The sequence below is a fragment of the Hydrogenophaga sp. genome (genome assembly GCF_030158645.1).
GTDB lineage: Bacteria > Pseudomonadota > Gammaproteobacteria > Burkholderiales > Burkholderiaceae_C > Hydrogenophaga.
On sequence record NZ_JAOASO010000033.1, the window covers coordinates 1 to 19,168 of the forward strand.

At 65.0% G+C, this 19,168-nt stretch carries 17 protein-coding genes and 1 other RNA gene; 9 read left to right on the top strand and 9 right to left on the bottom strand.

Features of this window, described 5'->3' with window-relative positions:
* Positions 1-48: 48 nt before the first annotated feature.
* From pheA to gyrA, 3 genes are read right to left on the bottom strand one after another with little or no spacing between them, the layout of a single operon-like run.
* The gene (gene pheA, locus Q1W68_RS03035; protein ID WP_300648257.1) at positions 49-1,146 is read right to left on the bottom strand and encodes a prephenate dehydratase; all 1,098 of its coding nucleotides are present in this window, start codon (positions 1,144-1,146) and stop codon (positions 49-51) included.
* A 23-nt stretch (positions 1,147-1,169) separates the two neighbouring features.
* The gene (serC, locus tag Q1W68_RS03040; protein ID WP_300648259.1) at positions 1,170-2,276 is read right to left on the bottom strand and encodes a 3-phosphoserine/phosphohydroxythreonine transaminase; all 1,107 of its coding nucleotides are present in this window, start codon (positions 2,274-2,276) and stop codon (positions 1,170-1,172) included.
* Positions 2,276-4,924, bottom strand: coding sequence for a DNA gyrase subunit A (gyrA, locus tag Q1W68_RS03045; RefSeq protein ID WP_300648261.1), 2,649 nt, complete (start codon positions 4,922-4,924; stop codon positions 2,276-2,278). The genes serC and gyrA overlap by 1 nt, the downstream gene beginning before the upstream one ends.
* A gap of 259 nt (positions 4,925-5,183) precedes the next feature.
* Here gyrA and ompA point away from each other — a divergent pair, with 259 nt between their 5' ends.
* From ompA to ssrA, 4 genes are all read left to right on the top strand, one after another.
* A complete protein-coding gene (gene ompA, locus Q1W68_RS03050; RefSeq protein ID WP_300648316.1) occupies positions 5,184-5,828 on the top strand; it encodes an outer membrane protein OmpA in 645 nt (214 codons plus the stop codon).
* 68 nt (positions 5,829-5,896) lie between these two features.
* Positions 5,897-6,604 (top strand): bifunctional 2-polyprenyl-6-hydroxyphenol methylase/3-demethylubiquinol 3-O-methyltransferase UbiG, encoded by a 708-nt coding sequence (gene ubiG / locus Q1W68_RS03055; RefSeq protein WP_300648263.1) that lies wholly within the window; start codon positions 5,897-5,899, stop codon positions 6,602-6,604.
* Between the two features lie 8 nt (positions 6,605-6,612).
* Positions 6,613-7,278, top strand: a complete 666-nt coding sequence (locus tag Q1W68_RS03060) for an HAD-IA family hydrolase (protein WP_300648265.1) — start codon at positions 6,613-6,615, stop codon at positions 7,276-7,278.
* Positions 7,279-7,290: 12 nt separating this feature from the next.
* Positions 7,291-7,667, top strand: a transfer-messenger RNA (tmRNA) gene (gene ssrA / locus Q1W68_RS03065).
* A gap of 87 nt (positions 7,668-7,754) precedes the next feature.
* Here ssrA and Q1W68_RS03070 read toward each other — a convergent pair.
* The 4 genes from Q1W68_RS03070 to Q1W68_RS03085 form a co-directional block, all read right to left on the bottom strand.
* Positions 7,755-8,183: a cytochrome c gene (locus tag Q1W68_RS03070; RefSeq protein ID WP_300648267.1), complete on the bottom strand. Its 429-nt coding sequence runs from the start codon at positions 8,181-8,183 to the stop codon at positions 7,755-7,757.
* A gap of 188 nt (positions 8,184-8,371) precedes the next feature.
* Positions 8,372-8,821, bottom strand: coding sequence for a host attachment protein (locus Q1W68_RS03075; RefSeq protein WP_300648269.1), 450 nt, complete (start codon positions 8,819-8,821; stop codon positions 8,372-8,374).
* A gap of 124 nt (positions 8,822-8,945) precedes the next feature.
* Complete coding sequence (locus Q1W68_RS03080; RefSeq protein ID WP_300648271.1) at positions 8,946-10,235, bottom strand: class I SAM-dependent methyltransferase; 1,290 nt, start codon at positions 10,233-10,235, stop codon at positions 8,946-8,948.
* Positions 10,236-10,248: 13 nt separating this feature from the next.
* On the bottom strand, positions 10,249-11,100 hold the full coding sequence (locus tag Q1W68_RS03085) for a Crp/Fnr family transcriptional regulator (protein ID WP_300648273.1): 852 nt from the start codon (positions 11,098-11,100) through the stop codon (positions 10,249-10,251).
* A 266-nt stretch (positions 11,101-11,366) separates the two neighbouring features.
* On the opposite strand from Q1W68_RS03085, the gene Q1W68_RS03090 reads away from it, so the two are divergent.
* From Q1W68_RS03090 to Q1W68_RS03110, 5 genes are read left to right on the top strand one after another with little or no spacing between them, the layout of a single operon-like run.
* Complete coding sequence (locus Q1W68_RS03090; protein ID WP_300648274.1) at positions 11,367-12,911, top strand: PAS domain S-box protein; 1,545 nt, start codon at positions 11,367-11,369, stop codon at positions 12,909-12,911.
* A gap of 9 nt (positions 12,912-12,920) precedes the next feature.
* A complete protein-coding gene (locus Q1W68_RS03095) occupies positions 12,921-13,898 on the top strand; it encodes a histidine kinase (protein WP_300648276.1) in 978 nt (325 codons plus the stop codon).
* A 43-nt stretch (positions 13,899-13,941) separates the two neighbouring features.
* Positions 13,942-14,088 carry a hypothetical protein gene (locus Q1W68_RS03100; protein ID WP_300648278.1) on the top strand — a complete coding sequence of 49 codons (147 nt, stop codon included), beginning with the start codon at positions 13,942-13,944 and terminating at the stop codon, positions 14,086-14,088.
* The gene (locus Q1W68_RS03105; protein WP_300648280.1) at positions 14,085-14,768 is read left to right on the top strand and encodes a response regulator transcription factor; all 684 of its coding nucleotides are present in this window, start codon (positions 14,085-14,087) and stop codon (positions 14,766-14,768) included. Before Q1W68_RS03100 ends, Q1W68_RS03105 begins: the two co-directional genes overlap by 4 nt.
* Before the next feature lie 53 nt (positions 14,769-14,821).
* Positions 14,822-17,770: a chemotaxis protein CheB gene (locus Q1W68_RS03110; protein WP_300648282.1), complete on the top strand. Its 2,949-nt coding sequence runs from the start codon at positions 14,822-14,824 to the stop codon at positions 17,768-17,770.
* Here the strand turns inward: Q1W68_RS03110 and Q1W68_RS03115 are convergent.
* Positions 17,767-18,510, bottom strand: coding sequence for a phosphoribosyltransferase family protein (locus tag Q1W68_RS03115; protein ID WP_300648284.1), 744 nt, complete (start codon positions 18,508-18,510; stop codon positions 17,767-17,769). The genes Q1W68_RS03110 and Q1W68_RS03115 overlap by 4 nt on opposite strands.
* A gap of 2 nt (positions 18,511-18,512) precedes the next feature.
* Positions 18,513-19,160, bottom strand: a complete 648-nt coding sequence (locus Q1W68_RS03120; protein ID WP_300648286.1) for a dienelactone hydrolase family protein — start codon at positions 19,158-19,160, stop codon at positions 18,513-18,515.
* Positions 19,161-19,168 lie beyond the last annotated feature (8 nt).

Here is a 19,168-nt window from a genome sequence, read left to right on the forward strand (position 1 = left end):
ACGAGCCGCCCATCATTCCGCAGCCGATCAATCCCAGTTGTTCAAACATCATTCGTTCACCGGGTATGCGCCCAGCACCTTGTAGAAAGCGCAAAGTCCTTGAAGCTCTTGCAATGCGGCGGCCACGTGGGGCTGCGATGGATGGCCGGCGATGTCGATGTAGAAGTAATACTCCCACTGTCCCGATTTGGCGGGGCGCGACTCGAAGCGCGTCATGGAGACACCGTTGTTCTTCAGGGGCACCAGCAGGTCGTGCACAGCGCCGGGCCGGTTCGGCACCGACACCACCAGACTCGTGCAGTCGCGCCCCGAGGCGGGCGGCATGGCCAGCGTCTGCGGCAGGGCGATCACGGCAAAGCGCGTGCGGTTGTAGGCCTCGTCCTGGACAGCGTGCGAGACGATGTGCAGGCCGAACTGGGCCGCTGCGCGCTCGCTGGCAATCCCGGCCCATGCCGGGTTGGTGGCCGCGAGGCGGGCGCCCTCGGCGTTGCTGGAGACGGCCCGCTTTTCTGCCTTGGGCAAGTGCTGTGACAGCCAGTTCTGGCATTGGGCCAGCGCCTGGGGATGCGCCATGACGACCTCGATGCCGTCCAGTGTGTTGAGCTGGCGCAGCAGGTTGTGGCGCACCAGCAAGCTCACCTCACCCACCACGTGCACGGGCGAGCGCAGGAACAGGTCGAGCGACCGGGCCACCACACCTTCGGTGGAGTTCTCCATGCCGACCACACCGTACTGCGCGGTGCCCGCAGCGGTGGCGTGGAAGACCTCGTCGAAATCGGCGCAGTAAATCAGGTTGGCCGCACTGCCGAAGAATTCGATCGCGGCCTGTTCGCAGAAAGTGCCTTGTGGGCCCAGGACGGCCACGCGCTGTGGGGCTTCGAGTGCGAGACAGGCCGACATGATCTCGCGCCAGATCGAAGCCACGTGCTGGTTGAGCAGCGGGCCCTGGTTGGCGTCCTGGATTTTTTCAATGACCTGGGCCACGCGGTCCGGTCTGAAAAACGGCGAGCCTTCGTGGCGTTTGATGACGCCAACTTCCTCTGCCACGCGTGCGCGCTGGTTCAGGAGAGAGAGCAGCTGCTGGTCAAGCGCGTCGATCTGCACGCGCAAGGCCGCGAGGGCATCGGACTGGGTGGGTTGGGTCATGTCTTCGGAAGATGCGGCCTCTTTCAGGCCCGTGTTTTTTCAAAGTCGCGCATGAACTGCACCAACGCTTGTACCCCTTCAAGGGGCATGGCGTTGTAGATGCTGGCGCGCATGCCGCCCACCGACTTGTGCCCCTTGAGTTGCAGCAGGCCGGCGGCCTTGGCGCCCGCCAGGAAAGCATCGTTCAAAGCTTCGTCGCGCAGGAAGAAAGGAACGTTCATGCGCGAACGGCAGTCCCGTGCGACCTTGTTGAGGTACAGCGCAGAGCTGTCGATGTAGTCGTACAGCAGCGAGGCTTTGGCGATGTTGCGCTGCTCCATGGCCGCCACGCCGCTCAGCTCGCCCTCGGTTTGGCGCTTGAGCCATTGAAACGTGAGTCCCGCCATGTAAATACTGTAGGTCGGCGGCGTGTTGTACATCGAGCCGTTGGCCGAGACGGTCTTGTAGTCGAAGGCGCTGGGGCAGATGGGCAGGGCGTGGCCGAGGAGATCCTCGCGGACCACCACGAGGGTCAGGCCGGCCGGTCCCAGATTCTTCTGCGCCCCACCGAACGCCAGGCCCACGCGCGACCAATCGATCGTTCGCGACGCCACGTGTGAGGAGAAGTCGATCACCAGCGGAGCGTCACTCCCGAGCGCCTTCAGATCGGGCAGCTCGTGAAATTCGACGCCGTGGATCGTCTCGTTGCTGCAGATATGCACGTACTGGGCCTGCGCTGCGAGCTTCCAGGAGCCCGGCTCGGGCAGGGTGGTGTGATTCGAATCTGCATTGCTGGCAGCCAAGGCAGGCTGTGCATACCGTGCCGCCTCCTTGATGGACTTCTGACTCCAACTGCCTGTCACGACAAAGTCGACCTGACCTCCGCGCGAGAGGTTCAACGGGACAATGGCGTTCTCGGCCAACCCACCGCCCTGCATGAACAGAATGTGGAAGTTCTCGGGAATGGCGAGCAGTTCGCGCAGGTCGGCCAGCGCCGACTCCATGATGGTGCCGAACTCCTTGCCCCGGTGGCTCATCTCCATCACGCTCATGCCGCTGCCGTGCCAGTCGAGCATGTCGTCAGCAGCCTGTTGCAGCACCTCGGCCGGCATCGCGGCCGGACCGGCGGAGAAGTTGAACGGGCGAGCCATCACGCCTCAGGACCCGGATCGTCGCCCTCGTTCGGCTCGGCCGAATCTTCAAGCTCCGGCACGTTGGCGTCGTTTTCCACGATGCGCTGCAGGCCAGAGAGCTCGGCGCCTTCGTCCAGCGCGATCAGCGTGACACCTTGTGTGGCGCGTCCCATTTCGCGAATCTCGGAGACCCGGGTGCGCACCAACACACCCTTGTCGGTGATCAGCATGATCTCGTCGTCGGTGTGCACCAGCGTGGCGGCCACGACCTTGCCATTGCGCTCGCTTTGCTGGATCGCGATCATGCCTTTGGTGCCGCGCCCATGGCGGGTGTATTCGGAGATCGGCGTGCGTTTGCCATAGCCGTTGATGGTGGCGGTCAGCACGCTCTGGTGCTCGTCTTCGGCCACGAGCATGGCAATCACGCTTTGCGTTTCCTCGATCATCATGCCGCGCACACCACGCGCGTTGCGACCCATGGGGCGCACATCGTTTTCGTCAAAGCGCACAGCCTTGCCGCCATCGCTGAACAGCATCACGTCGTGCTGGCCATCGGTGAGCGCAGCGCCGATCAGGAAGTCGTTTTCGTCCAGGTCCACGGCGATGATGCCGGCCTTGCGCGGGTTGCTGAACTCGTCCAGCGCGGTCTTCTTGACCGTGCCCATGCTCGTGGCCATGAAGACGTAGCGATCCGAGGGGAACGAGCGCATTTCACCGGTGAGCGGCAGCACCACGTTGATTTTTTCGCCCTCTTGCAGCGGGAACATGTTGACGATGGGGCGCCCACGCGAACCGCGCGAACCCGCCGGCACTTCCCACACCTTGAGCCAGTAAAGCCGGCCGCGGTTGGAGAAACACAAGATGTAGTCGTGCGTGTTGGCGATGAAAAGCTGGTCGATCCAGTCGTCTTCCTTGGTGGCGGTGGCCTGTTTGCCGCGCCCGCCACGCTTTTGAGCCCGGTATTCGGAGAGCGGTTGACTCTTGATGTAGCCGCTGTGACTGAGCGTGACCACCATGTCGGTGGGTGTGATCAGGTCCTCGGTGGCCAGGTCTTGTGCGTTGTGCTCGATCTCACTGCGGCGCGCACCCAGCTTGGTCTGGCCAAACTCCTGCTTCACGACGACCAGTTCGTCGGCAATGATGGTCGAGACGCGCTCGGGCTTGGACAGGATGTCGAGCAGATCGTCGATCTCGCCCATGACTTCCTTGTACTCCGCCACGATCTTGTCCTGTTCCAGACCGGTCAGGCGCTGCAGGCGCATTTGCAGGATTTCCTGCGCCTGGGTTTCGGAGAGTCGGTACAGACCGTCGCTGCCCATGCCGAAGGCTTTTTCCAGACCGTCGGGACGGTAGTCGTCGGCGTTGATCACGCCGCCGTCGGTGCGCGTGCGGGTGAGCATTTCGCGCACCAGCTGGCTGTCCCACGGACGCGCCATCAGTTCGGCCTTGGCCACCGGCGGCGTGGGGGACTCGCGGATGATGCGGATGAAGTCGTCGATGTTGGCCAGGGCCACGGCAAGACCCTCGAGCACGTGGCCGCGCTCACGCGCCTTGCGCAAGTTGAACACCGTGCGGCGTGTCACCACCTCGCGCCGGTGCTCCAGGAACACCTGGATCAGGTCTTTCAGATTGCACAAGCGGGGCTGACCATCAACCAATGCCACCATGTTGATGCCAAAGGTGTCCTGCAACTGCGTCTGCTTGTACAGGTTGTTGAGCACCACCTCGGGCACTTCACCGCGCTTGAGCTCGATCACCAGACGCATGCCCGATTTGTCGGACTCGTCCTGGATGTGGCTGATCCCCTCGATCTTCTTCTCGTGAACCAGCTCTGCAATGCGCTCCTGCAGGGTCTTCTTGTTCACCTGGTACGGCAATTCGTCCACGATGATCGACTGGCGCTGACCGCGATCGATGTCCTCAAAATGGCACTTGGCACGCATGACCACACGACCACGGCCGGTGCGGTAGCCGTCCTTCACGCCATTGATACCGTAAATGATGCCGGCGGTGGGGAAATCCGGCGCCGGAATGATTTCCATCAATTCGTCGATGGATGCTTCCGGGTTTTTCAGCAAATGCAGACAGGCGTCCACCACCTCGTTCAGGTTGTGTGGCGGAATGTTGGTGGCCATGCCCACCGCAATGCCCGATGAGCCGTTGACCAGCAAATTGGGCAGGCGCGAAGGCAATACCAAAGGCTCTTTTTCGGAGCCGTCGTAGTTCGGGCCGAAATTGACGGTTTCTTTGTCGATATCGGCCAGCATCTCGTGCGAGATCTTGGACAGGCGAATTTCCGTGTAACGCATGGCGGCGGCGTTGTCACCGTCCACCGAGCCGAAGTTGCCCTGACCGTCCACCAGCATGTGACGCAGCGAAAAGTCTTGCGCCATGCGCACGATCGTGTCGTAGACCGCGCTGTCGCCGTGGGGGTGGTACTTACCGATCACGTCACCCACGATACGGGCCGATTTTTTGTAAGGCCGGTTCCAGTCGTTGTTGAGCTCGTGCATGGCAAACAGCACTCGCCGGTGCACGGGCTTGAGGCCGTCTCGCGCATCGGGCAGCGCCCGCCCGACGATCACGCTCATCGCGTAGTCGAGGTAGCTGCGGCGCATCTCCTCTTCAAGACTGATGGGCAAGGTCTCTTTGGCGAACTGTGTCATGAGCGGAGCTGGTGTGCGTCGGATGGGCCAAAAGGCAACCTGTCATTTTACGGGTCACGCGGATCACGCCCCGTTGAGCGTTTTGTTGTAGCACGACAACGAATGAGCGCGCGCTCAGACCGCAGTCACCGGGGTGCCTGCCACCGGCGGTCGGCTCGATAGCGCTTGTGGCACAATGAAATCCAACGTTTTGAGTGGTGGTCACTTCAAGCGTCTTTTTTTGTACGCAGTCCGTCTGCGGCTTACCAAGAGGAAAACCATGAAAAAACTCAACAAAGTGGCAATGCTGATCGCAACCGCCGCCATGGCAACGGCTGCTGGCGCTCAAACGATCGACAACTGGCGCAATGGCACCAGCGAGCTGGTCTGGAAAAACGGCACCAACGAACTGTGCTGGCGTGATGCAAGCTGGACGCCTGCAACGGCCGCTGTCGGCTGCGACGGCGCGATCGTGCCGGTTGCCGCACCAGCTGCTGCCCCTGCCGCACCAGCGCCTGCCGCTGCCAAGCCCGCACCTGCGCCAGCCGCTGCCCCTGCGCCTGCCGCATCGAAAGTCACCTACGCCGCTGATGCGTTCTTCGACTTCGACAAGGCCGTGCTCAAGCCAGAAGGCAAAGCCAAGCTGGACGACCTCGCCAGCAAAGTGTCCGGCATCAACCTGGAAGTCGTGATCGCTGTGGGTCACACCGACTCCACCGGCGCCGCTGGTTACAACCAGGCCCTGTCGAACCGCCGCGCTGAAGCCGTCAAGGCTTACCTGGTGAGCAAGGGCATCGAAAGCAACCGCATCTACACCGAAGGCAAGGGCCTGACCCAGCCAGTGGCCGACAACGCCACCCGCGAAGGCCGTGCCAAGAACCGTCGCGTGGAAGTCGAAGTCGTTGGCACCCGCGCCAACAAGTAAACCTCTGGTTTGCTCTTGAAAAACCGCGCCAAGGCGCGGTTTTTTCATGGGCTGACGATAATCAAGCCATGAATCCAAACATCAATGCCGACCCCGCGGAGTTGGCCAAGTTTTCCGATCTCGCACATCGCTGGTGGGATCCTGAGAGCGAATTTCGGCCCCTGCATCAGATCAATCCCTTGCGGTTGACCTGGATTGACGGTGTGGTCAGCCTCAAGGGCAAGCGGGTCCTGGACATCGGTTGCGGCGGTGGGATTCTTTCGGACGCCATGGCACGCAAAGGCGCGTTCGTCACCGGCATCGATTTGTCAACCAAAGCGCTGCGGGTGGCGCAGTTGCACGCGCTGGAGGCCGGTACCACCAACGTCGAGTATCAGGAAATCAGCGCCGAGTCCATGGCCCTGCAGGAGCCACAAGCGTTTGACGTGGTCACCTGCATGGAGATGCTGGAGCATGTGCCCGATCCCGCCTCCGTCGTACGGGCTTGCGCTGCACTGGTCAAACCCGGCGGCTGGGTGTTTTTTTCGACATTGAATCGAAATCCGAAGGCATTTTTGTTCGCCATCCTCGGTGCTGAGTACGTTTTGCAATTGCTGCCCAAAGGTACCCACGAATACGCGAAATTCATCAAGCCCAGTGAATTGGCCCGGTACAGCCGAGAGGTTGGGCTTGAGCTCACCCAGACACGTGGCATGGAATACAACCCCCTCACGCGACGTTATTGGCTGAGTGACGACACCAGCGTCAACTACATGTTTTCCACCCGCAAGACATGAGGCAAGGGGTGTTTCAAGGCGTGCGTGCGGTGTTGTTTGATCTGGACGGCACGTTGATCGACAGTGCGCCGGATCTGGGGGCCGCAGCGGATGAAATGCGCTTGCGTCGTGGCATGGTGTCCAAACCGGCGGCTGAGTACCGTCCACATGTGGGTTCTGGCGCCCGTGGCATGCTGCAGGTCGCTTTCGGCATGGATGCCCAGCATCAAGACTACGAGCAATACAAGGAAGAGTTCTTCGTCCATTACGAAAGCTGCTTGACACAGCGCACAAGGCCCTTTGAAGGTGTTGATCAGCTGGTGGTCGCCTTGCTGCAACGCGGGTTGCGCTGGGGGGTGGTGACCAACAAGGCGCAGCGTTTCACGTCCCCCATCACCCGGTCCATGGTCCTGTTCGATTCTGCGGCCACGGTGATCAGTGGGGACACCACGCCGCACGCCAAGCCACACCCTGAGCCCTTGCTGGAGGCGGCTCGCCGCCTGTCGTTGCGGCCGGCGGATTGTGTCTATGTGGGCGATGACGAGCGCGACATCCGGGCCGGGCGTGCGGCCGGCATGGGGACGGTGGCGGCCCGGTACGGTTATCTCGGTGCCGGAGCCGATGTGGCCAGCTGGGGCGCCGACGCGGAAGTTTCTTCTCCACTGCAGCTCTTGCAATTGCTCGAACCGTCTTAAAATAGCGACCTTGGGGCTGCACTGGTTTCGACGTGGGTTCGGACGCGCAGCAGGGCATGTCGAGGTTCTGTCACCTCGTAAAGCAACAGAAAAAAACCAACTGCAAACGACGAACGTTTCGCACTCGCCGCTTAATCAGCGGTGAGCCTTGCAACAGCAGGCCGATGGGCTGGGCAAGGGGGTCGCAAGACCTCCCGGCTGCAAGGATAATTTCATCGGCTGGCTTTGCGTCGGGCACCTTGACGCAGGGCGAGACTCAAGGATGCTGGCTTCCCGTTTAGCGTGCCACTGCGCGACTCGGGCGGCGAGACTCAAATCAGACGGCTACACATGTAGAACTGCTCGAAGAAGGCTTGCGGACGGGGGTTCAAATCCCCCCAGCTCCACCATCCAAAAAAACCCAAGTGATTGAGTTCACTTGGGTTTTGTTTTTTTCCGGGTACCTGCTGCAAACGGCCTGCACCCGCGCCGTCCGGTCACTTCGCCTGCAGGCGGTTGATGTATTCCAGCAGCCCCAGGATGCGCGCGCGCACGTGTGCCTCGGCGTTGTAGGGCGCCTCCATGAAGTACTCGGCGTCCTTGATGCGGTAGTCGCGACCCCACACGGGCATGTCGCGTGAACCGTGGGACGGCACTTCTGCGCCGTCGATCACGTCATACAGCCGACTCATCGGCAGCACGCCGCCGTTGTTTTTTGCAAGCAGCGTGAGGTCTGGCGGGCTCTTGGTCAGGAAGGGCACGAGCGCGCCGTTGCCCTTGCCGCCGATGCCGTGGCAACTGGCGCAATTGGCGTCGAACTCCCGTTTGCCGGGGTCGACGGAGGCCGATCGCGCCTGCGCCAGTGCGTTGCCGGTGAGCGCTGTCAGGCCCAGTGCGAGCCACAGTGCGTGGTGGATGTTTTTCATGTGGGTCTCCGGTGGTTGTGGACGGGCGTCCATGTTCTCGTTGCCGCGGGCCTTGCCGATTGAGCAGCCTCAACCGCCCTGCAATTGCGCGTGCGATGCGTCCGGCACATCGGCAGGACCGGGGCGCGGCGCTGCTGTGAGGCCAGGCGAGGCCTGGGGCACCGGCAGCTGCCCTGCTTCGGGGTGGGTCACCGCGCCGGCCTGTGCAGTTCCCGCAGGCGGGTTTCGAGGGAGTCGATGTCCAGGCGGGTGTAATCGGCGTCTTGGGTCCATTGCAGACGGGCGGCCACGGCCGGAGTCAGCGTGGCCCTGAGTTCGCCCAGAAAGGGGCTGGAGGCGGCCACCCACAGGATGTCGTATTCGCCTTGTGTGAGGCCTTGTTCCAGCCGTGCTGCCAGTTCGCGGGCGAACTGGTGCAGCACCTTTTGCCGCGTGCTGGTGTGCGTCTCGAAGTGTGCGGCGGCGCTGCTGTGGTCGCTGCTCTCGTGCCCTTGCCGGTCGCGTTGGAGATCGCTGTGCTTGAGCCGACCCTCGGGGAAATCAATGGTCTCCAGCGCCACCAGCGGGTCGCCCACGCCGGTGCGGCTGAAGATGCGGGCGAGAGACCCGTTGGCGACCAGAATCCACTGTTGTTTCATGGCGGGTCCTTTGGATGCGAAGGCCACCACTCTGGGGCCAGCGTGAGCGCGCGCCATTGAGCATGCTCAAGCGTGCCCGGCAAACCGCATAGTGGGCCGACATCCGGCCCTGAGGTCCAGGCGGTCACAGTGGTGCTGGGCACAGTCCTGATCGCACGGCGGTTCGTGCGGGATCGGCGGCATACATGTGGCGCCGGTTGAACGGGTACACCGATTGCGCGCCGCGCAGCGGGGTATCGCTCAATTGACCGCTGGGCCGCGAGGCGAGCAGCTGGTGGATCGAGATCCAGCCTCGCTCGAACGCCACCGCGCAGCCAGCCAGGTACAGCCGGTAGGCGCGGACGGTGGCTTCGCTGGTGAGTTCGCGTGCGCGATCCAGCTCTTTCTCCAGCGATGCCGACCACGCCCACAGGGTGCGGGCGTAGTGGGGACGCAGGTTCTCCGCGTCCAGCAGTTCCAGCCCGCTGCCGCTCAGGCTGCGCGCCACGCGGGACACGTGAACCAGTTCACCCCCGGGGAAGATGTGCTTCTCGATGAAATCGCCCAGGCCGGCGCCGAGCTGGTGGTTATCGATCCCGCCGGCGGTGATGCCGTGGTTGAGCATCAGGCCGCCGGGTTTGAGCAGGCGCTGCAGCTGCTCGAAATAGCCGTCGAGCCGGGCTGCACCCACGTGCTCGAACATGCCCACCGACGCAATGCGGTCGAAGCGCGCGGTTTGCGGCAGGTCGCGGTAGTCGAGCAGGCGCATGGTGACCCGATCGCGCAGGCCTTTTTTGTCGATCAGGCGGTTCACATGCGCGTGTTGGTGGCGCGAGAGCGTGATGCCCATGGCGTGCACGCCGTGGTGCTCGGCGGCCCACAGCAGCAACCCACCCCAGCCTGCGCCGATGTCCAGAAACAGTTGACCCGGCTGCAGTTGCAGCTTGCGGCAGATGTGTTCGAGCTTGGCTTCCTGCGCCTGGGCCAGGGTCATGTCGGCGCGTTCGTAATAGGCGCACGAATACACGCGCAACGGGTCGAGCCAAAGGGCGAAGAAGTCGTCGCTCAGGTCGTAGTGAAAACGCACTTGCTCGGCGTCCCTCTGCTGGCGATGGAGCCACCGCGAGCGCAGGTGCTGAAGCCACTGGGTGCCCATCCCGGCATGGCCTTGCGCCACCGGGTCGCCCGCGAGTTCGGCGGCGATCTCCACCACCTCGCGCAGGTCCCCTTCGATGTCCAGGTCGCCGCGGACGTAGGCGTCGGCGAGGGTGCCGATGTGGCCGCTGGCCAGCCACCTGAGCTGATGGGCATCGGTCACTTTGAGGTGCACCGGGGCGTCTGGCGCGCCAGCGTGGCCACCGGGCCAATGCAGCGCCAGCGGACGCGAGAGTTGCCCGATGCGCGCCTCGATCAGGGAGGGCAGGGTGAGTTGCATGGTGAGGGCCTCTTCACGCGGCCAGCTGGTGCAAGCCCGAATGCCTGACCGCGTTGCCATGGCGAGGCCCCAGGCGGCGCCCCGACGCAGCGCCGATGTCGTCCAGCGAGCGGCGGGTGCTGCGCGAATACGCTTTGAGGCCGTCCATGTCCAGAATCTCCACATCGCGGTCGTTGACGTGGATGAGGTGGGCTGCGGCCAGCGCGGTGAAAGACCGGCTCACCGTCTCGTGCGCCACCCCGAGCATGCTGGCGATGTCGCGCCGGCCCATGCGCAGGTGAAAGCGCCGGGGCGACTGGCCGCTGGCCGCCATGTGTTGGGAGTGCTGCAACAGGAACCGGGCCAAGCGGACCTCCGAGGCCACGGCTGCCATCACGTCCACCAGGTCCCGGGTGCGTGTGAGCGCCCGGCTGCCGGCGCGCTGCAGTTCGCGTGCGAACGCCGGCACCGCGCGGCTGAAGGCGGCCAGTTCTGTTTTGTGGATCACATACACGGTGGAGTCCTCCAGCGCACTCGCGGCGGTGGGGTGGTTTTCCATGCAGAGCGCGTCGAAGGCCAGCACCTCCCGGCGTCCGGCAAAGGCCAGCACCTGTTCGTAACCGTCTTCGTCGGTGCGGAAGATCTTGAACGTGCCGGTGCAGACGAAGTACAGCGCGTCGCTGGGCGCACCGAGGTGGACCAGCTGGACGCCAGCCGGGACCCGACGCAATCCCACCACCATGCGGCTGGCGGCGTGCTCCGGGTCCGTTGCGCTCAGGTCTTCGCTGCTCAGCATGCGAAGAAGGTCCGACAGGGTCGCTCGCCCGGCCAGGGGAACGGTGTGGAGCGAGGTGGCGCAGACCGGTGGTGTGATCGGTGTGTTCAAGGGTGGCTCCTCTGGTGGGTGTGAACGGTGGGGTGTTGCTGGTTCAAGCATGCGCCGGCTCCCGGCGGCACACCATCGGAATCCGGCGTGACATGCGCTCGGACTGGAGCGGCCCGCGACAAGACCGATTCCCACAGACCGTTCGGAGTATTCCTAAGCCGGTGCCGGACCTTGATGTGCATCAAGTCCGGGCGTTGCGCGGGGCTGGTTGATCGGCCAAAACCTTTCTAAGATGCCCCCACCGGTATCCAAGCGAGCACGTCGTCATGACTTCCAGCGCTTCCCCCTTTGTTCCACCCACGGTCGACGTGCTGGCGGAGCAACGGCTGGCGCACGCAGCGCTGGAGGCCGTGATCACGGTGGACCATGAACAGCGCATCGTCATGATCAATCCGGCGGGACTGGGCATGTTTGGACTGTCGAGTGAGCAGGCGCTGGGCATGGCGCTGGAGCGGCTCATTCCCGACCGCCTTCGCGCTGCACACGGGCACCATGTCCGCCAGTTCTGCGACTCTGGCCAGATCGAGCGACCGATGGGCAAGCGCGGCCAGGTGGTGGGACTGCGTTCCAACGGTGAGGAGTTTCCGGTGGAGGCGGCCATTTTCAAGAGTGAGGTGGTGCAGCCTTCGGGCACACAGACCTATTACACCGTCTTGTTGCGCGACACCAGTGAGTTGAGCCGCATGAGTGGCGTGATCGACCGGCTCAACCAGCGCCTGCGCGCCATGTTCGAGCGCGCGCCGGTGGCGATCTGGATCACCGAGCAGGAGCGGGTGGTGTTCGCGAACCGCGCCTGCGCCCAGCTGGTGGGGCTGGACCACCCGGAGCAACTGGTGGGGCGGTCGATCTTCGACTTGCTCGCACCGGATGCGCACGACCCGGTGCGCAACCAGCTGCAGGCGCTCGACCAGGACGAAGGGGTGGCGGTGGTGCAGGGTTCCATCCGGCGCGCCAACGGCAGCTTGCGCGAGGTCGAGCTGGTGGTGGCGACACTGCCCGACCACGAACGCTCGTTTGTGCAGATGGTCATCAACGACATCACCCAGCGTGCGCGCGAAAAGAAGGACCTGTTGCGCTCCCGTCGCACGTTGCGCGAACTCTCGGCCAGCATGGTGGAGGCCCGGGAAGAAGAGCGTCGGCGCATCGCGCGCGAGCTGCACGACGAACTGGGCCAACGCCTCACCGCGTTGAAGCTGGAAATGGCGGCCTGCCAGCGCGACCACCCTGACCTGGCGGTGGGGGAGCGCGCGCAGGCCATGCTGGACATGCTGGACGACACCGTGGCATCGGCCCGCCGCATCGCCATGGACCTGCGCCCGCTCATGCTGGACGACCTGGGCCTGCCCGAGGCCATCGACTGGCTGGTGAACGAATTCAAACGACGCACCGGGATGGAGGTCGTCACCAGGCTTGACGACAACCTGTGCGAGCTTTCCCCCCACCTGGCGACCACGCTGTACCGCATCGTGCAGGAAGCCTTGACCAACATCACCCGCCATGCACGGGCGACGCGGGTCTCGGTGGAGCTGGAGGGCAGCAACCGCGAGCTGACGCTGAGCATCCAGGACAACGGCGTGGGCTTCACCCAGGGCATCCGTTCGAGCAACCCCGGCTCCTTCGGCCTGCTCGGCATACGGGAGCGGGTGCTGATGCTGGGCGGGCGCCTGACCGTGAGCAATGCGCCGGAGGGCGGAGCCCGGCTGGTGGTGCACGTGCCCATGGCGCAGCCCGCAGCGCCGGCGCCCGGTGACCACGACCAGGACGCGGTGGAGCCGCTGTTCGACGATTCCATCCACGACAGTCTTGATTGAGGAGAGCCCATGACCGACACACCGATGCCCTCCACCGCCAGCCACGACGCGCTGTCGCATGAGCTGCGCGTTCACCAGGTCGAATTGAAGCAGCAGAACGAGGAGCTGCAGCGTGCGCAGTTCGATCTGGCGGCGGCCCACGATCGTTACCGCGACCTGTACGACTTTGCGCCGGTGGGCTATTGCACGCTGGATGCACAGGGATGCATCGTCAAGATCAACCTCACGGGAGCGGGCTTGCTGGGGCAGCCGCGGGCGGCGTTGCAAGGCAAGCCGCTGGCGCGCTTCGTGAGCCAGAACGACGCCGACCGCTGGCATCTCTACTTGCGTTGGGCGTTGGGGCGTGAAACGCCGCAACGCATCGACCTGACCATGAATTTTGCCGATGGCACGCTGCAGTGGTTTGCTGCGATCAACAGCGTTCGCGTGCTCGTGGACGAGGTTGTGCCCAACCTGCGTGTGTCGATCACCGATGTGACCGACCGCATGCGATCGGAGGTGGAGCGCCGCATCGCCGCCATCGATGCGGATGCCCGCGAATCGGAGCGCCGGCGCCTGGCGCTGGAACTGCACGAGGATCTGGGCCAGCGCCTGAGCGCCATCAAGATGCAGCTGGCCGCGCTGCCCGAGGAGGCCGGGCAGGCGAGTGCCACGCACAAGGCAGCGCTGCAGGTCGAGATCGACCAGGCGGTGTCGCTGGTGCGGCGCATCACCGCCGATCTGCGGCCGCCGATGCTGGACGACCTGGGGCTCGCTTCGGCGATGGAGTGGCTGGCCAAGGACACGGCCCGCCGTCTCCATCTGAAGCTCACCCTGAACATGGACAACGACCACCCCCCTGGGCCGCACGCAGTCGCTGGCGCTCTACCGCTTTTTCCAGGAGGCGCTGTCCTACCTGCTGCACGAGACCAACGCCTCCGACCTCGTGATCGATGTGCGCCGTCCGTTGGGTCAGTTCATCCTGACCATGCGCGCCCGGGGCGGTGAGCTCAAGGCCCCGTGGCGGCTGGACACCCGCTCCGAACCATCGATGATTCTGGAACACCGGGCCCGCCTGCTCGGTGCTCACCTCAGCTTCGACACCAGCCCCGACAGCGCCGGGTGGATCGGCCTCAAGCTGACCCAGAACCTGGGCCTGAACGAAACCCCGGCGGATCGCTCGGGCAGACCATCATGATCTGCGCACAGACCGCGCCCCGGCTCAGGCTCCTGCTGGTGGACGACCACACCGTGGTGCGCGAAGGCCTCAAGCGACTGCTGGACCCACAAGGCAACCAATGGGCCATCACCGAGGCGGGGACTGGCTTTCAGGCGCTCGAATTCCTGCGTCGTGAACCGTTCGACCTTGTCATCGCCGATCTGTCCCTGCCCGGTATGAGCGGGCTCGAACTTGTCCGCCGCATCAAGGACGGGTTCCCCGGCGTGGCCGTGCTGGTGCTGACCATGCACAGCGAGGAGCAGTACGCCATGCGCGCTTTCCAGGCCGGTGCCAGCGGCTTTGTCACCAAGGACAGCGCCTGCGATGAACTGGTCGCGGCGGTGCGCAAGGTGGCGTCTGGCGGTGTCTTCGTGACCTCGGTGCTGGCCGAGCGGGTGGTGCAGCAGCTCAACGGCCGCCGCCACGCAAGCGACATCAGCACCTTGTCCAACCGCGAGCTGGACATCCTGCAGCGCATCGTGGCTGGCGAGCGCCTCGTCGACATTGCCGAGGCCCTGCACCTCTCCATCAAGACGGTGAGCACCCACAAAACCCGCATCCTGGAGAAGCTCCAGCTCGACAGCACGGCCGCCCTGATCCGGTTTGGACTGGAGCACCAGCTCGACAAGAGCGATCTGGGCGCAACGCCCCACCTCTGATCAACGCTCCGGCCTCAGGCCCGGGTGACAATACCGGGCATCGAGGAGTGGACATGGTCACGAACAATGAGCAAGCATCGCCCGGCGGCAGCGGCGGTGCCCACCGCCAGCTGGCCGCACCGGCCATGGCCTCGGGCTGTCCGGTGGTGGCGCTGGGCGCATCGGCCGGCGGGCTCGAAGCCTTCGAGCAGTTTCTGCGCGCCATGCCGGTGGACAGCGGCATGGGCTTTGTGCTGGTGCAGCACCTGGACCCCACCCACCCCAGCATCCTGGCGGAGATCCTGCAGCGCAGCACCACCATGCCGGTGGTGGAAGCCAGGGACGGCATGGTGGTCGAGCGCAACCGCGTGCATGTGATCCCCCCCAACCGCGACATGGTGATCCTGCGCGGTGTGCTCGGCTTGAGCTTGCCCAGCGAGCCGCGCGGGCGACACCTGCCCATCGACAGCTTTTTTCGCGCCCTGGCGTCCGACCTGGCCGAATCGGCCGTGGGGATCATCCTCTCGGGCACCGGCACCGACGGCACGCTGGGCATCCGGGCCATCCATGGTGCGGGTGGCCTGGGGCTGGTGCAGGAGCCGTCCACCGCGCGCTTTGACGGCATGCCGGCGAGCGCGCTGAAGTCGGGCTTTGCCACGCAGGCGCTGGCGGTGGAGGCCATGCCCGCGCTGCTGCTGGCGCATGCCCGGCACCTGGCGTCGCGTCCGGCCGGGGGCGAAGGCGGTGAGGCCTTGCGAAAGCTCTCGGGTGTGCTCATGCAGCTGCGCCAGGGCACCGGGCACGATTTCTCCCAATACAAGAAAAGCACGCTGGGTCGGCGCATCGAGCGGCGCATGACACAGCAAGGCATTGACGACATCACCACCTACGAGCGTTTTCTCAAGGAGCATCCGCCCGAGGTGCAGATGCTGTTTCGCGAACTGCTGATCAATGTCACCAGTTTCTTTCGCGATCCGACGGTGTTCGACACGCTCAAACGCGACGTGCTGCCCGCGCTGCTGGCGCACCGCCCCGACAACGAGTCCTTGCGCGTGTGGGTGGCGGGCTGTGCCACCGGTGAAGAGGCCTACACCGTGGCCATGTTGCTGCGCGAACTGGCCGACGAGCAGCGGCGCGACTGGCCTGTGCTGATTTACGGCACCGACATCGACGCCGATGCGATCGCCGTGGCCCGCGCCGGCCTGTACCCGCCCAACATCGTGCAGGACGTGACGCCCGAGCGCTTGCGCCGTTTCTTCGTGAAGGAAGAAGCGGGCTACCGCGTGCGCAAGGAGATCCGCGAGATGGTGGTGTTCGCGGTGCAAAGCGTCATCAAGGACCCGCCCTTCACCCGGCTCGACCTGCTGACCTGCCGCAACCTGCTGATCTACCTGGAGCCGGAACTGCAGGAGCGGCTGGTGCCCATCTTTCATTACGCATTGCGCCCCGGTGGTGTGCTGTGCCTGTCGCCCTCCGAGAGCATCGGCAACCACGCCGAGCTGTTCGACACGCTCGACCGGCGCCTCAACATCTACCGCGCGCGACCCACCGTGGCCTCGCGCCGCGCGGTGATCAGCAGCCGGCTGTCATGGACCACGGACGGGCAGGGCTCAACCGTGCCGGCGGTGGTGGTCAAACCCCGCGAAACCGCCGCCGCCGACCTCGCCAGGCGCACGCTGCTGCAGGCCTTTGCCCCGGCCTCGGTGCTGACCGACCTGCAGGGCGACATCCTGTTCGTGCACGGCGAAACCGGCCGCTTTTTGCGCCTGGCGCCGGGCCAGCCCACGCACAACGTGGTGGACATGGCCACCGAAGGCCTGCAGATCGATGTGAGGGACGCCTTGCAGAAAGCGGCCGCGGGCGGCCTGAGCAGCTTCAGCCGCGACATCGCGCTCAAGGTCGACGGCGACATCTGCACGGTGACGCTGAGTGTGCGCCCGCTCGCTGGCCCCGAGCCCAGCCGCAATCTGCTGTTGTTCAGCTTTCAGGAGCTCGACCCCCGGACGCGCAGCCCGGCCCGCCGGCGCAAGGCCGGCACCAACACCGAGGCCCAGCGCGTGCAGGCGTTGGAGCACGAACTCATGCTGAGCAAGCAGACGCTGGGAGCGATGGTCGAGGAACAGCAGATCTCCAATGAAGAACTGCAGTCGACCAACGAGGAACTGCAGTCAACCAACGAGGAGCTGCAGTCGACCAACGAAGAGCTGGAAACCTCCAAGGAAGAACTGCAGTCGGTGAACGAAGAGTTGGTCACGGTCAACTCGGAGTTGCAGACCAAGGTGGAGCAACTCACCGGCATGCAGGACGACATGAAGAACCTGCTGGACAACATCAGCGTCGGTTCGATTTTTCTGGACCGACGGCTGCTGATCCGACGCTTCACCCGCGAAGCCGCAGCGGTGTACCGGCTGGTGCCTTCGGACATGGGCCGTCCGCTGGCCGACATCCGTTGCGAGTTGCTGGACGTGGACCTGTTGACCGACGCGCAGGCCGTGCTCGACACGCTCACACCGGTGGAGCGTGAGGTGCGCACCGCGGGCGGCACTTGGTACCTGACGCGCATCAAGCCTTACCGCACGCTGGACAACGTGATCGACGGCGTGGTGCTGACTTTCAACGACGTGACCGACCGGGTGCATGCGCTGGCGATGCGCCAGGCACGCGATCTGGCCGAAGCGGTGGTGGACACCGCCTACGAGCCGCTCGTGGTGCTCGACGAACAAGGGCGCGTGCTCACCGCGAACCGGGCCTTTCTGGCGCTCTTCGGTGGTCGGGCCGACGACACGCTGGGCCGGGGTATCTACGAAATCGCCAACGGCCAATGGGACTTTGCCGCGATGCGCGAGCTGCTCGACAGCGAGGCGCCCGTCCAGGTCCCGGGTGAGGACCGATTGATCAGCCATGCGTTCAGCGGCATTGGTCTGCAGCACCTGCGGGTGCGCACCCGCCGGGTCGCCGGCAAGAGCGGCATCACCGGTCTGGTGCTGGTGAGCTTCGCGCCGGAGCCGGGACCCGCGTCCTAGCGCGGCCGGCCAGCGTCGGCCGCCTGCAGCGCCGCGCACACCTCGTCGTCGCCGAGCTGGTGAAAGTCGAGGTAGTGCAGGCCAATGGCGCGAAACGGTCGCGGCTCCTGCAGGCAGACCACCTCATCGACCGCTTCACCCAGTGCCACCACGCTCTGGTGTGGTGCCACCGGCACTGCGACGATCAGCCGCGCCGGTTGACGCCGACGCAGCGCCAGCAGCGCAGCACGCATGGTGGTGCCCGTGGCAATGCCGTCGTCCACCACGATCACGGTGGCACCCTGCACCCGCTGCGGCGTCCGGCCCCGCAGGTAGAGGCGCCGGCGGCGTGCGATTTCCTGCAGCGCGGCCGGCAGGGCGGCCTGGATGTAGGCGTCGTCCACGCCATCCCGATCGGAGGCCTCCCCGGTCATCACCACGTCGGGCGGTGTGCCTTCCACCACCGCCGCCACCGCCAGCTCGGGCTGGAAGGGCGCGCCGATCTTGCGCACCAGCAGCAGGTCCAGTGGTGCGCCCAGCGCGCGGGCAATTTCCGCTGCCACCGGCACGCCTCCGCGTGGCAAGGCCAGCACCACCAGCGGCGGTTTGAGGTGCATGCCGAGCAAGGCATCGGCGAGCGCCCGCCCCGCCTGGGTGCGGTTGGCGAAGGGTTTGCACGTCAGCGCCATGCCGTGCATCAGCGCCATGCTGTCCTGGAAAACGCTCGGGTGGCCGAATCCCGCTTCGTCAAATCGAGTCATCCTCACCTCCCGTTGCCCAGGTGTTCCCGGAACCAGCCGCAGGCAAAGGCCGCCACGCTGCGCAGCGCACCCGGCTCCTGAAACAGGTGACCGGCGCCCGGCACCACCTCCAGCCGTTTGGGTGATGGCAGCTGGCGCAGGGCAAGGCGGTTGAGTTTGAGCACGTCGGTGTCCAACCCGCCCACGATCAGCAAGGTGGCCGCCTGCACCCGCGGCAGGCTCGCCTGGGCGAGATCGGGGCGCCCGCCGCCACAGACCAGGGCGCCCACGCGGTCGGGCCGGGCCGCGGCCGCCACCAGCGCCGCGGCCGCACCCGTGCTTGTCCCGAACAGCCCCAGTCTCAGATGGGCCAGTTCCGGGTGGTGCTCCGTCCAGTGGATGGCCTCAAGCACGCGCTGCGCCAGCAGGTCCACGTCGACAGCCCGATGGCGGTCGCAGGCCTCCTCGTCGGTGAGCAAGTCGAACAGCAGGGTGGCCATGCGCGTGCGCTGCACGGCCCGGGCCACCCATTGGTTGCGCGTGCTCAGGCGGTCACGGCTGCAGCCTTGAGCCAACACGACCAAGCCCAGCGCCGGGACGGGCACGACCAGATCGCCCGGCAATGCCAGCGAGCCGAGGTGTACCGGCTCCGCGGTGAGCACAGTCGACATGGGTTGCC